We start from the raw sequence: 12,468 nt of genomic DNA, 5'->3' as shown, positions 1-12,468 counted from the left end.
AAGAGGTCGTAATAAAAAGAGATCGATAATAAAAAGATATCAGAACAAAAAGACCGGAAAAATCATTGGAAAAAACAAAAAGATCGAAAAGAGGGGATGAGAAGAGGCATAATCAACTTGGTAGAGGAAGCGATAAGAAAGAGAAACAGCCTGGAAGAGGGAGCGATATGATAGAGGATCAGCCAGGTAGAGGTGAATCCGAAGAGGCAGAGGTGATCAGAGAGAGAAGTTTGAAGGAACATGAACATTCGGGCGATGAGATGGCTGGAGAGGCAGAAATAACTGAAAACGAAGACAGGTTAGAAGAGAAACAACCCGAAAGAGGAAGTGACAGGAAGAAAGAGCAGCCTGGAAGAGGAAGCGATAAAAAAGAGGAACAGTCAGGCAGGGGAGAGACGGAGAGGCAAAAGTAATCGGAAAGGGAGATAAAAATAAGCAAAAAGAAGGTTGACAGAAAGGGCATAAGATTGAAAGGCGAAAGCTGAAAATAAAGAAAGGTCTGAAGAAAAAATCATAGGACATGGTTACGGAGTAGGCCGTAAATCTGGAAATAGAAAGATGATTAAGCTTACAATCAGGATTAAGCTCACAATCAGTATGACAGAAGCTCATAATCAATATGACAGAAGCTCATAATCAGTATGACAGAGTTGTATAATTTAGATTTGGAACGGAAGTTAAATAATTTAGAGAATAAATTTAGAGAATAAATTTAGAGAACAAAATGAGATCTTTTAGGGAGCGGCGTGAGATAATTTAGAGAACAGAATTGAAGTGAGAGGTAAAAATAGTTTTAGAGAGGGATTTGCCTCTCACTTCTCTGTTGGTTCTGATATCTGCGGTCGCCGGGTGAGGAATGGCGAACCTCGTTTCCGGTTTCCGTCTGCGAAACCTCTCCCGAAAACGGAGACCGAGGAATGGCAAAAAACCTCAATAGTCACCTAATCCGGGCGGGGTTCCATTTGTTCAGAGCAGGGTTGAGGAATGGCGAACCTCATTTGTCCTGATCTGCTGTTTTTTGCTAAATGCTCTCATGAACCCCATTCAATATTAGCATTTAGGACTCTACATGTTATAGTATAACTGTTAGATATAAAACATAAGTGGAAATGATTTTTCTTTTTCTTTGATGTAATAAAGCGCCTTCAAAATTTTCAAGCGGCTTATCGAATCGGTAAACTAAAATTGTTTGTGCTGGCAAATCCGGCTATTTATACCTTTCTGCCGGAAAGTTATCTATCCATTATAAGGACATTATTTCAAAGGAAATTTATTTATAATATCATGTTTAAAATTTATACTCTTAAATTGAGATCTCGATCGGATTTCTCAAGTTAATTTTTCGATTTGTCTTTCGTTTTATCCTTCGATTTGTCTTTCGTTTTATCCTTCGATTTGTCTTTTCTTCTCTTTTCTGCTATGTTCTTTTTTCTTATTCTATGTTTTATCTCTTTCTATTTATTCTTTCTGCTCTCTTAAAATTTATTTATTCATAATATTCTTTCTTTTTCTTTTTTTCTCTTTTTTTGATTTTTTTCCTGACTCACTTCCACTCTGCTTTAATTATTATTTTCAGTTTCATATAACCGGTTTAAGACTTGAAATCTTCTGTCTGAAAAATGAACTGTATACCGTAAAGAGATTAAGTATTAATAGTAAATGTAAAAAATACTCTATAAAGTTTGTCAATGTTTGAATATATTATTTTAAGGGGTTTTGGCTGAGTGGAAGAAGTTTCTTTATTCTTGCTTCTTTTTTCTGTTCTTGCAGGTTACCTTCTAGGAATATTTTCAGGGCTTTTACCTGGCATACATACAAACAATTTTGCACTTGCGCTTGTGGCTCTTGCACCCTTTCTGGCTGATAGGGGAATTGCCCCTTTTTACATTGCCCTTATAATCCTTTCAAATGCCATCTCGCATACGTTTCACGATATCATTCCCTCTGTGTTTTTGGGGGCTCCTGACGGAGATACGGCACTTGCAGTCCTTCCAGGGCACAGGCTTTTGCTGGAAGGCGCAGGTGCGGAAGCCGTACGCCTCTCTGCCCTCGGAAGTGCAGGCTCGGTTGTTGCATCCATGCTATTTGTGCTGCCTTTTTCTCTTTTCTTCGGAGCTATTTATCCTTACCTTCAGGACTATATGGCATGGGTTCTGCTCACGATCGTATTTATCATGCTTGCGAGCGAGAAAGGTGATGAAGTAAAGGGGCAGGGTTCACTTGCAAAATACAGATATAAGCTCCTTGCTCTTTTCCTGTTTCTAATCACAGGAGCTCTGGGGCTCTTTGCTTTCTCCAGAGAAAGCCTTCTGATCCCTGTCATAAGCTTCGGGCAGGCCTCCGCGCTCCTTCCTCTCCTCAGCGGACTTTTCGGGGCTTCCCAGCTCATCATAAGCCTCCTCACAAGCTCCGAGATCCCGGCCGAATCCGTTTCAAGATTTGAACTTTCCCGGAAAAGGATCCTGAGGGGAGTATTTACGGGCAGCACCGCAGGTTCTCTTGTAGCCTGGCTGCCAGGGGTTTCTTCTGCTATTGCTGCCCTTCTGGCAGGGCTCTTTGTAAAGTCGGACTTCGACAGGCGGTCCATACAAAAAGAAACTTCTGAACCTGTGCCCGGAGGACAAAAATCCTCTCTTTTTTCTGACCCTTATGCGGACCGCCAGACTCTGGAAAGTTCAAAGGAGTTCATTGTCTCAGTTTCCGGAGTAAATACTTCAAATGCTATTTTCGGGCTGGTAGCTCTTCTGGTTATAGGAAAGACCCGCAGCGGGGCAATGGCTGCCGTGAATGAAATCCTGGGAATCGGGTCACTTGGTTTTCAGGTAATACTGCTCTTTTTTGCCGCTATCCTGCTGACTGCTATGTTTTCGTACTTTTCCACAGTCTGGATAGGGAATAACGCCCACCATATGCTCCGGAAACTTGACTACGCAAAACTCTGTACCTGCGTCCTTGCAGGGCTTGCAATAACAGTATTTCTTTTTACAGGGCTTTTCGGGCTATTCCTCTTTATAATTTCTACTCCCATAGGCATGCTCCCGTCTTTTATGAAAGTCAGGAAATCCCATGCGATGGGAGTTATTTTACTGCCTGTAATCCTTTATTTCCTGTAGTTATTTGTTTTCTGTAATCCTTTATTTCCTGTAATTATTTGTTTCTTTAGAAAAACATCTTTTTAAAGATATTTGCAGAGATTTTAAGATCGTTTTCTTCTAAGTTCGATTCTTGAAAAATACCTTTCTGAAATACATCTCTGAAGACTGCTTTTCTTAAAGCTGACCTGTTTAAGTATGCTCTTTTTCCCTTCTAATTAATGCGCAGGAGCTTTTCCGACAATCGCTCTGAGCCCTTCTACCAGGTCCTTCAGTAATTTTGCAGGAATGCCAACCGTCAGTTCTGATTCCTGAATACCAGTATATGTCCTGCTGCCCGTACAGCCGACTGTTATTCCCATTTTACCTGTCAGGTAGGGTTCGGCAACGGCATCGGAACAGAGGCTCTGCTTGCCTGCAAATTCGGCTTCAATTCTACCCCCTTCATTATAAAGGGCTGCCTGGGTCAGGAGCATCATCTGTTTAGGGGAACAGATTATCACAACAACGTCGGGCACGAAGCTTGCACTTTCAAGAGGTGCATAAAGAGTTGCAAGTGTAGATTCTGCTTCAAGCATGGGGACTCTTTCAAGAGTCTTTTTCGAAGCTTCGAGGGTCTTAAAATGCTTCAGTTTGTCATAATAGAACTCCCCGCTTGCCAGTTTAGGAGGCATGTGCCCGAGCCCCATTGCTGCAGCTCCTCCTTTGCAGGTCTGGTCTTCAAGAACGGCATAAAACTCCTCTTTTGTTTTGCGCACACGGTCCATCATCTGGCAGTGCTTCATTCCATCTTTGATCCGCTGGACCCCTTCAGGAATTTCAGCTCCTTTTTGAATAAGGGCTACTGCTACTGGTGAAGTTTCCAGTTTAAGCAATTCAATTATTTCCTTACCGTACTCATTTATTTCCTTAATCTGCTCGATACTTGCTGTTTCCATACAAATCACTCCTTCATAGAAATGACTCCATGTTAGTCCTGCCTTGGAGGTCCTGATATCCGTATTTCAGGAATAGTGTAAGGCTTAAGGCTTAAATAGAAATCAGAAGCAATAATCCTTTTCAGCCTCCTTTTTCTGTAACTTTTTCCGGGAATGTTTTAAACGACTATGTAAATGACTATGTTAAACTACGTTACTCTCGTGAGATCCTTACTGATAAGCAAAAATATAAAACTTAAAATGTATTGGATTGAAATTGTAGATGGAATAAAATAAAATGATCGAATAAAAAATAAAAAGGTTGAATAAAAACTAAAACTGCTTAATTTAAAAGAAGCTAGAGCAAAAGGAGACTGGAGTGAAGGCCAAAACCTGATTTCGGTTTCACTGGAAGCAATGAATCATGAAGAGGGGTTTACAGGACTATGAAAGCACAACTTGAACAGCGTTTGATAGAACTCAGGGATGAATACGAGTCAGGCCAGAAGTTTCTCAGAGATATCGAGATAAAGCTTGCAGAACTTGAAAACAGAAAGAAAAATCTGACTGAAACGCTTCTCAGGATCAGCGGAGCAATAGAGCTTCTGGAAGAGGTCCTGGGAGAAGAGAGTAAAAGCAGCACACCGGAAGTACTCGATAAACAGGAAGTACTCGATAAACAAGTGCAGGATGCTGGGTTTGAGAAAGAGGATGTTGAAGTTCCTTTTGTTATAAGATTACCTGTGGAGCAGGCTGTTAAAAAGCTGGAAGAAGCAGGACTTCTTGTCGGTAATATTGGAGAGAAGAGTGTTTTTGTAGGAGGTGTCCGTTTCGGAGATGTTATCCAGCAGGAACCAAAGGGTGGAACGTGCGTGGAGAGAGGGTCAACCGTAGATCTGGTAGTGGCAAAAAAAGGGAATTTTAAGCCTGATTTGAGCCAGAACTCACTTCTATGTCCATATTCAAAGCACTGAGAACAAGTATCTTTCCTGAAGCTGGAAGGGACCTTAGTAAAGTCCAATGACCCTGAGTAAGGTCTATAGAGAACTTTATGAACGAAGGAAAGGGTACTAATGAAAATACCTGGTGTTAATGAAAGGATCTGGTGTTGATGAAAGGATCTGGTGCTGATGAAAGGATCTGGTGCTGATGAAAGGATCTGGTGCTGATGAAAGGATCTGGTGCTGATGAAAGGACTTGGTAGTAATGAATGGACTTAATTCTGAATATGATATACTTCTTCCGGAACTCCGGGAGCATTGTAATGCTGCACTCAGGAGTTTCGGAAACTTAAATAGTTCCGAGGATAGGAATCTGTATGTTTCTCTTAAAGAGTTTTTTACTGAATGCAGCCGGATTTCAACTATTCTCTGGAGTAAGAATAACAAAAAAAGCCGAAAGCATCTCAGATCTATCTTTTCCATAGCCGATAACTCCCCTTTTTCTCCCGGATGTTTATCCGAACTTGAGACAGCGCTTAGAAGAATGGAAAAAACCTTTGATAAAGGAATGAAAAATGCCCTGCAGAATGAAGGAAAAGAAAATATATTAGAAAGTAAAAGAGTAGAAGAAAATTCGTTGAAAGAAAACATCAGCCAGAAGGAGCCAGTAGCTCTTTCATACGATCCGGAAACAAAAACCTTGACGGTTGATGGAAAAAAATATGAAATCCTGCCCCTTTTCCGGGCTGTCAGGGATCTTTATGCTTCCTTCCCTTTCTTCAATGAACTTCAGGCATGTACTGAGATGCTTGAAAAGGATCCTCGGAACGCCACAGCGCTCTTTCAGAAAGCCATACTTCTTTATAAGGCAACAAGGTTTGAAACTGCCCTGCAGCTTATTAACCGGGTGCTTGAAATAGTTCCTGATGACTTCAGGGTCTGGTACAATAGAGGTGTGATCCTCTCTGAAATGGGCCGGCTTGAAGAAGCAATAGACGCTTATGACAGAGTAATTGAGCTTGAACCTGCTTTTGAAATTGCATGGGACAATAAAGGAGTTGTTCTTTCCAGGCTTGGCAGGCTTGAAGAAGCGCTTGAAACCTACGAAAAAGTGCTCAGGAGAAACCCTGAATATGCCGAAGCCTGGGCAGGAAAGGGCTCAGTCCTTTCTGCACTTGATCGGAAAGAAGAAGCCCTTGAAGCATACAGCTCAGCCCTCAAAATCAGGCCTGATTACCTGGAAGCCCTGAAATGTATCGGCAGCCTGTTTTCCAGGACGGGCAGGTTTGAGAGGGCTCTGGCAGCATACGATACGGCTATTCAGTTTGCACCTGAAGATCCCGGTCTCTGGGCAGGCAGGGGACTTTTCCTTTCAGAACTGGACAAACAGGAAGAAGCCCTGCAAAGCTGCAACAGAGCTCTCGAACTGAAACCGGGCTTTGTTCCTGCTATTGAAATTAAGGTTGAAATCCTTTCGAGAATCAGCCGGCAAAAAGCCAGAGATTCTCGATAAGCTCTTTTCGGTAACCTTTTTTCTGCATAAGCCGGTATCATGATTTGTATTCAGTAAAATTCGAATCAGAAAAAGTATATCTCATTGAAAACGAAAATGCTCAATATCAGTTTCAACCCTGATTTCACACATAACGGGGGAATCAGGCACGAGAGATGGCCCCTAAAGGGGTCCGAATAAATCATTATCTGGAAACCGAGGGTTCCGAAATGGCAGAGGAAAACAATACCACAGAAAGCACTACGGTAAAACAACAGGGGATGGAAGCGGCAGGAAAAACCGAAGAAACCGAGGACCCCAGGCAGTTCCTTATAATGGCAGGCGAGAACGATAATTATGAAGACAAACTCAGTCTCTATGATAAAGCCTTAAATCTGGACCCTATGTACTTTGATGCCTGGCTCCAGAAGGGTTTTGTCCTGGACAGGCTCGGGAAGTCTGAAGAAGCTCTTGCCTGTTACAACAGAGCTCTTGAAATCGATCCCGATCATCTGGGAATAAGGTGCCTTAAGGGTTTTGCCTACAATAACCTGAAGGATTTTGAAAAAGCTATAGAGTGTTATGATGAAGTCCTTAAGGTCAATTCCGATGATGTCTTCTCCTGGTACCAGAAAGGGTCTGTTCTGGAAAATCTGGGAAGATACGGGGAGGCTATGGAATCTTACGACAGAGCTCTGGAGATAGACCCTACTGATGTTCTTATCAGGGAGAAAAAGCTGAGGCTTCTGGGGCTTATTTATAAGAAGGGAACTCTAACGGATTCCCCGGACAGTGACTTTAACTAAGTATGAAGAATATAAAAGAATTACAGGGTACAAAAAACTAAAGATAAAAAACTAAAAAGAAAAAACTAAAGATAAAAAACTAAAGATAAAAAACTAAAGGTAAAAAATTAAAGGTAAAAAATTAAAGGTAAAAATTAAAGATAAAAGAGTGTAGGGGCTATTTTTTGGCCTTTACTTTTCACTCTCTTATTTTTTACTCTCCTCTTCTTCTTTCCTGATTTCCTCAACAGTTTCCATGAGTTTTTCTTTGATTTTAATTATCGCATTAACAGCTTCGCCGCCTGTATCGATAGGAGCTCTTTTTTCCAGATCAGCCTGCATTAACTGCTGGTCAAAAGGAATTTCTCCAAGTACAGGGATGCCAAGCTCCTCAAGCCTGTCATTGACTTTTCCGGCGCCTCCTTTGTTAATTACGGCGGCGATGTGTTTTATCCCTATTTCGGAAGAAAGCTTTTTGATTCTTTCGGCTGTTTCAAGGGACCTGGCTCCCGGCTCCACTACTACAATCATAAGATCCATTCCGCGCGTGGTGCCTCTTCCCAGATGCTCTATTCCGGCTTCCATGTCCAGGATAACTGCGCTCTTTTCCTTAAGCATGAGGTGCCTGAGAAGAGCCCTGAGGAAAGCTGATGCCGGACACATGCACCCGCTACCTCCTTTATCCACAGTGCCCATGACAAGCATCCTTACGCCATCAGGCCCTATTACTCCGTATTTGCCTGCAATGTCGTCCACTTTCGGGTTATAGATAAAAGCCCCGCCTTCGGTACCTGCCCTTTCCTGAATAAGGTCTTTGAAATCGGCGAGGGGTTTTGGGGGGTTTTCTATCCCCAGGGAAGATGCCAGGTTCATATCCGGGTCTGCATCTATTGCCAGGACCTCGTATCCGTCTCTTGCAAGCAGTCTTGCCAGAGTGCCTGAAAGCGTAGTTTTTCCAACGCCGCCTTTTCCGGTAATTGCTATTTTTATTCGAATTCCCCCTGAAATTCTAGTTATAAATCAAACATAATAATTTTTTACTCGAATATAAGCATCAAACTGTTTATACTTATTGATTTATGTCTAGCTTTACCTTTCATTTACGAATCCAAATCTTTTTTCCGAAGCAACTTGCATGAGGTACTTTTCTATATGTTTCCCCTGCTTTTTGGAAAAACCCGAATCCCTGGCAAGCCAGTCGAGCACCTTCTGTACTCCTGTCCCATACTGCATTGCTTTTTTCTCTTTCCAGAGAATTTCCGGAGGGAGCAGACCTTCTGCCGCTTTCCTGAGGATATATTTTCGCGTATATAAACCGTCTTTTTTCACTATTTTGAGCTCCGGACTTACTGCAAGCCCGGTTTTTATAACATCTTTATCCAGGAAGGGTACCCTGAGTTCCACGGAATTGGCCATTGTAACCATGTCATCTCTTTCGAGGTTAATTGTTGAGATGTTCTCAAGGTCAGAGTAAATTTCCCTGTCAAGTACATCAGGACCCTGATCAAAAAAACCTTCATGCCTGCTGTACCCTCCAAAGAGTTCGTCTGCGCCCTGTCCGGTTAGAAGGACCCGCTTTCCATCTTCTCCTGCAGTTTTTGCAACTATGTAAAGAGGAAGCCCTATTGTAACCTTCATCGGGTCGGTGGATTCGGTTGCATAAATTACCTGAGGGACTGCAGCTTCTATTTCTTTGGGTGAAAGGAAATGTACTTTCAGGTTTTTCTTCATGCCAATGGCCTGGGCTGCATAATCTGCCTGGGCAATATCGTGAGAATCCGGAAGCCCAACCGCATAAAGGGAAATATCAGGATCAATGCGCTTTGCAATGGCTGCTAGAAAGGTGCTGTCAATCCCTCCTGAAAACGCGATTCCTGCGGTCGAGGTAAGCCTGAGTTCCACAGCTCTTTCAAGAGCTGCTTTCAGGTGAAATAAAGCCTCTTTTTCTACGGAAATCCTCTCTTCAGGGGGTTTTGTTTTAATAGACCTCACCACGACTTTTTCTGCGATTTTCCTGTTTTCTATATTGAAACTCAGAATCCCTCCCTGAGGAAAGGGTTTTGCTTTTCTGCCAGTACAGGCAAGGGCTTTTTTTTCGGAGGCAAAGGCTATCTCTGGCTTTTCCATCCTTTCTCCAGAGCAGTAAAAAAGAGGCTTTACTCCTGATGGGTCCCTCGCAAGTACAAGTTCCCTTCCGCAAACATATGCAAGGGCATAGTCGCCGTTTACTTTCGAAAGTGCGGAGAATACAGCGTTTATCGGGGTGTTCCCCTTCCTGACTCCTGTTTCTATAAGTGAAAAAAGCAGTTCGGTATCGGAATCGGTTTTTATCCCTATCTCAGCTTTAAGCTCGCGAAAATTGTATATCTCTCCATTGAGTACGAGGGCTCCTATTCCTGTAAGCGGCTGGGGCATATCTCCCGTTATTTTAAGCAGGGTATTTCCTATGCTCAGGTCTCCTGCAGTATAGATCCCACAGGCATCAGGTCCCCTATGCCCCAGAGCTGCAAGCATTTTCTTTACTTCTAAATCACTTTCAGGGTTTCCGAACACTCCCGCTATTCCGCACATGGTTACACCTTTTTTTCTGTCCTTTCTGTCCGGTATACACGAGCTACACCCTGTATTTATTATTTTGCCCTCTTCCGGCAGTGCATCTATAAAACTCTGAAAAAAGGACTCTCTGGAAAGCAAACGGATTTGGAAAAAGATGCTGACAATGCAGATTAAAAAACGCTGATTAAAAAATGTGGTCACTCCTGTAGAATTGGTTGATCTATTTCGGAATCCAGAGAGGGAATCTCCCTTTTTTCTCTCCCTGCACCGCATGGCTATGCCGGCCAGTCAGGTAAGAAAAACAACCGGTAAACCAGCACCGCAGTTAAGAGAAACAATTATGCCTAGAAACAATTATGCCTAGAGACAATTATGCCTATACCGAAGAGGTGCTCTGTTACCTGAAAATACTTACCTTGACAACAGAACCCGCTTTTCAATTATAACCTTGAGGAATTTATCAGGTAAAACAGGTATAATAAACAAATATAATATACAGATTTAAGGTCTGGAATTAAAAAAGAAAGTACGTTTTTGCCTTCTTACTTTGACGCTGAATCAGATATGTTTCTCTCTTTCTTTTTTCCCTCTTTTTCTTTCTTTTTTCCCTCCTTCTCTTTCTCTATTTTCGTTGTCTGCTCTTTTTATCCGGGCGATTCTTCCCGGAGCACTTCTATAGCGAACACAGGGTCTCCCTGCAGTGCAGCGAAGGGATTCCTTGCGCTTTTTTCATTCCCTATCCAGATGGAGTGTGCACAGTAGAGACAGCAGCAGCGTGTGGCGTACAGGTTATTTCTTGGTACGTAAGCTCTGCAGCAATTACTGCCCCTCAGGACTCCATATTTGCAGAGGACAAGCTGCCTGGTCAGGTGCAGGTCCTATTCCAGACTATTCTGTTTACATTCCCAGCTATCCGGTTCATTGAAGTTCAGCATTTCACCCAATTTATAATTACGTTTTATATACATTTAAAACTTTACTATTCTGTTCAACATTTTTATAATAAGTAATTTTATAAATATAGATGAGGCTTCAGGCAAAGAAGGATTCTCTGGCTTTAAAGAACTTCTCATGAGTTCTTTGCCTGCAATAAAGGAAGTTTTTTATCTATATCCCGTAATATACGCAACGTTTTTAAGCATCTTGTAATTATTATGGTGCAGACCGGAAATTGTTTACCTTTAAGTTCACTTTGTTCACCTTTAAGTCCATTTTATCTTTCACCTGATACCATATTCGGGATGCTGAAAAACAGGTGAAAGCCTGATTAATTTAAAGATTCAAAATTGAGGCTTACAAAGATGCAGTACCAGGCAACAGTAACTATTGAACAGAAAGCAGGCATGCTTGACCCTGAAGGCACTACAGCTAAAAGGGCTCTCGGACACCTTGGATATGCAGTCGAAAGCGTAAAGACTGCAAAACTGTATGAAATCGTGCTCGAAGCAGAGTCTGCCGAAGTTGCGGAGCAGAAAGTTGATGAGATGTGCCAGAAGCTTATTGCAAACCCAATCGTCCACAACTACACTATAAAGCTCAAGGAACTTAGCTGAGGGGCTCCCTGCAGAATTAAGGGATTTAAGAATAAAACCCGGAAGGCTAAACGTTTTGAAAATACAAAAGGAAGATTGAGGGAAAAAGATGAAGATTGCCATTATTCAGTTCGGAGGCACAAACTGCGACATGGATGTCCTTCATGTCCTTAAAGACGTGGTTGGTGTGGATGCCGAAACTGTCTGGTACAAAGAAGAGAGCCTGACAGGCTTTGACGGGGTTGTTGTTCCAGGCGGCTTTTCTTATGGAGACTACCTGAGGGCAGGAGCTATTGCAGCCCGAACCCCTATTATGGATTCCGTAAAAAAAATAGCAGCCGAAGGAAAACCTGTCCTCGGGATCTGCAATGGTTTCCAAATCCTGACCGAAGCCCGGCTTCTTGAAGGGGCTCTTACAACAAACGAGTACCCCAAATTCAGGTGTCACTGGACTAATCTCAGGGTTGAGACAGCTAATACCCCCTTTACCTCAAAATTCAGGAAAGGAGAGGTTATCAGGATGCCCATCGCCCATATGGAAGGCAAGTTCTACGCTGAAGAACCGAACCTGGCAGAGCTTGATGAGAACGAACAGGTTGTTTTCCGTTATGTAGATGAAAAAGGAAGAGCAACGGATAAAGCCAACCCTAACGGCTCTCTTGAAAACATCGCAGGAATAGTAAACGCTTCAAAGAACGTTTTCGGACTCATGCCTCACCCGGAAAGGGCTTCGGAATCAATCCTTGGTTCTGATGACGGCAGGCGGGTTTTCGAGTCTATGGCGGATTATATTACCGAGAACTTCTAATCCGCTTTTTATTTTTTAAATAAATTCCAGCGTTCTGCTTACCGGATCGGTTTTAACAGACCAGATCGGTTTTAAGTGGATTGATTAATATCAACAGAGCCAATTTTCTATTTTTTTTATTAACTTTATTAGCTTTGTTAACTTTATTAATTTTACTGCTTTTACTGCTTTTATTACTTTTATTACTTTTATTACTGTTATTGATTCTCTTCTTTTCAAGTTCTTTTCATTTTTAATAAAACATTTCTTTTATTTTTTTTCAATTTATTCTTTTTATTTTTATATTAGTTTATTTTCGTTACCTTCGTTATTTTCTTTAACCTTCAATTTTCCTTAAACATTATC

The 12,468-nt window shown here is 42.0% G+C and carries 11 protein-coding genes; 7 read left to right on the top strand and 4 right to left on the bottom strand.

Going from position 1 to position 12,468, the window contains the following annotated elements:
- Window positions 1-65: 65 nt before the first annotated feature.
- Together FXV91_RS05075 and FXV91_RS05070 are read left to right on the top strand one after the other, a co-directional pair.
- Window positions 66-413 carry a hypothetical protein gene (locus FXV91_RS05075; RefSeq protein ID WP_229389037.1) on the top strand — a complete coding sequence of 116 codons (348 nt, stop codon included), beginning with the start codon at window positions 66-68 and terminating at the stop codon, window positions 411-413.
- Between the two features lie 1,311 nt (window positions 414-1,724).
- Window positions 1,725-3,113 (top strand): tripartite tricarboxylate transporter permease, encoded by a 1,389-nt coding sequence (locus tag FXV91_RS05070; protein WP_229389035.1) that lies wholly within the window; start codon window positions 1,725-1,727, stop codon window positions 3,111-3,113.
- Between the two features lie 197 nt (window positions 3,114-3,310).
- Here FXV91_RS05070 and FXV91_RS05065 read toward each other — a convergent pair whose 3' ends face one another.
- Window positions 3,311-4,030 carry a DUF169 domain-containing protein gene (locus tag FXV91_RS05065; RefSeq protein ID WP_229389033.1) on the bottom strand — a complete coding sequence of 240 codons (720 nt, stop codon included), beginning with the start codon at window positions 4,028-4,030 and terminating at the stop codon, window positions 3,311-3,313.
- 425 nt (window positions 4,031-4,455) lie between these two features.
- Here FXV91_RS05065 and FXV91_RS05060 point away from each other — a divergent pair, with 425 nt between their 5' ends.
- The 3 genes from FXV91_RS05060 to FXV91_RS05050 all read left to right on the top strand — a co-directional run bounded on the left by FXV91_RS05060 (window position 4,456) and on the right by FXV91_RS05050 (window position 7,248).
- Window positions 4,456-4,983, top strand: a complete 528-nt coding sequence (locus tag FXV91_RS05060; RefSeq protein ID WP_229389032.1) for a PASTA domain-containing protein — start codon at window positions 4,456-4,458, stop codon at window positions 4,981-4,983.
- Between the two features lie 232 nt (window positions 4,984-5,215).
- Window positions 5,216-6,463 carry a tetratricopeptide repeat protein gene (locus FXV91_RS05055; protein ID WP_229389754.1) on the top strand — a complete coding sequence of 416 codons (1,248 nt, stop codon included), beginning with the start codon at window positions 5,216-5,218 and terminating at the stop codon, window positions 6,461-6,463.
- A gap of 155 nt (window positions 6,464-6,618) precedes the next feature.
- The gene (locus tag FXV91_RS05050; RefSeq protein WP_229389030.1) at window positions 6,619-7,248 is read left to right on the top strand and encodes a tetratricopeptide repeat protein; all 630 of its coding nucleotides are present in this window, start codon (window positions 6,619-6,621) and stop codon (window positions 7,246-7,248) included.
- A 186-nt stretch (window positions 7,249-7,434) separates the two neighbouring features.
- Here FXV91_RS05050 and FXV91_RS05045 read toward each other — a convergent pair whose 3' ends face one another.
- Complete coding sequence (locus FXV91_RS05045) at window positions 7,435-8,223, bottom strand: carbon monoxide dehydrogenase accessory protein CooC (RefSeq protein WP_345945473.1); 789 nt, start codon at window positions 8,221-8,223, stop codon at window positions 7,435-7,437.
- A 93-nt stretch (window positions 8,224-8,316) separates the two neighbouring features.
- Complete coding sequence (locus FXV91_RS05040; protein ID WP_229389028.1) at window positions 8,317-9,798, bottom strand: asparagine synthetase B; 1,482 nt, start codon at window positions 9,796-9,798, stop codon at window positions 8,317-8,319.
- Between the two features lie 1,286 nt (window positions 9,799-11,084).
- On the opposite strand from FXV91_RS05040, the gene purS reads away from it, so the two are divergent.
- Window positions 11,085-11,336, top strand: a complete 252-nt coding sequence (purS, locus tag FXV91_RS05035; RefSeq protein ID WP_229389750.1) for a phosphoribosylformylglycinamidine synthase subunit PurS — start codon at window positions 11,085-11,087, stop codon at window positions 11,334-11,336.
- Window positions 11,337-11,424: 88 nt separating this feature from the next.
- Window positions 11,425-12,123: a phosphoribosylformylglycinamidine synthase I gene (gene purQ, locus FXV91_RS05030; RefSeq protein WP_229389026.1), complete on the top strand. Its 699-nt coding sequence runs from the start codon at window positions 11,425-11,427 to the stop codon at window positions 12,121-12,123.
- A gap of 90 nt (window positions 12,124-12,213) precedes the next feature.
- Here the strand turns inward: purQ and FXV91_RS19685 are convergent, their stop codons facing one another.
- Window positions 12,214-12,342 carry a hypothetical protein gene (locus FXV91_RS19685; RefSeq protein ID WP_255679929.1) on the bottom strand — a complete coding sequence of 43 codons (129 nt, stop codon included), beginning with the start codon at window positions 12,340-12,342 and terminating at the stop codon, window positions 12,214-12,216.
- Between the last annotated feature and the right edge of the window lie 126 nt (window positions 12,343-12,468).

The organism is Methanosarcina sp. DH2, from assembly GCF_020804225.1.
In the GTDB taxonomy this organism is placed as follows: domain Archaea; phylum Halobacteriota; class Methanosarcinia; order Methanosarcinales; family Methanosarcinaceae; genus Methanosarcina.
The sequence above is the reverse complement of the archived record's forward strand: the minus strand, read 5'-3'. Positions and strand labels throughout refer to the sequence as shown.

What these genes read in the sequence shown, in the direction of transcription:
- FXV91_RS05065 (WP_229389033.1), bottom strand. Translation starts at nt 4,030, where the DNA reads ATGGAAACAGCAAGTATCGAGCAGATTAAGGAAATAAATGAGTACGGT.
- FXV91_RS05060 (WP_229389032.1), top strand. Translation starts at nt 4,456, where the DNA reads ATGAAAGCACAACTTGAACAGCGTTTGATAGAACTCAGGGATGAATAC.
- FXV91_RS05055 (WP_229389754.1), top strand. Translation starts at nt 5,216, where the DNA reads ATGAATGGACTTAATTCTGAATATGATATACTTCTTCCGGAACTCCGG.
- FXV91_RS05050 (WP_229389030.1), top strand. Translation starts at nt 6,619, where the DNA reads ATGGCCCCTAAAGGGGTCCGAATAAATCATTATCTGGAAACCGAGGGT.
- FXV91_RS05040 (WP_229389028.1), bottom strand. Translation starts at nt 9,798, where the DNA reads ATGTGCGGAATAGCGGGAGTGTTCGGAAACCCTGAAAGTGATTTAGAA.
- purS (WP_229389750.1), top strand. Translation starts at nt 11,085, where the DNA reads ATGCAGTACCAGGCAACAGTAACTATTGAACAGAAAGCAGGCATGCTT.
- purQ (WP_229389026.1), top strand. Translation starts at nt 11,425, where the DNA reads ATGAAGATTGCCATTATTCAGTTCGGAGGCACAAACTGCGACATGGAT.